General features: G+C 63.6%; 1 pseudogene. It reads right to left on the bottom strand.

Annotated elements, in window-relative coordinates:
* Nucleotides 1-289, bottom strand: a pseudogene (locus AC0IYH_RS30580) (NUDIX hydrolase); the annotation flags it as partial.
* Nucleotides 290-313 lie beyond the last annotated feature (24 nt).

Raw genomic sequence — 313 nt, 5'->3', positions numbered from 1 at the left:
AGTAGGTGCTCATCGACCAGCCGCGTGGATCACGGTTGGCGCTGCCCTCGGTACCGACCTGTTCCAGGTGCCGTGGTACAACCTGGGCCTTGTCGCGCAGTACGCGGTGGGCGGCGGCCTCCAGGTTCGCATCCCGGGTGCTGCCATTGACGATCACCCCCGGTAGCGCCCATTGCCCGATGAAGGGCTCACGCTCGCGGCGGTGCAACAACAGGTGCAACTGCCGGCTCTCGGCATCCATGCGCAAGGCGATCAGGTCGACACTCGCCAGTACTTCAGCAGAACTCACATCGCCCTCCTGTAAATTGTCATG

Source organism: Pseudomonas sp. AC463 (genome assembly GCF_979253585.1).
Note: the sequence above shows the minus strand (reverse complement) of the source record. Positions and strands in the feature narration are given on the sequence as shown.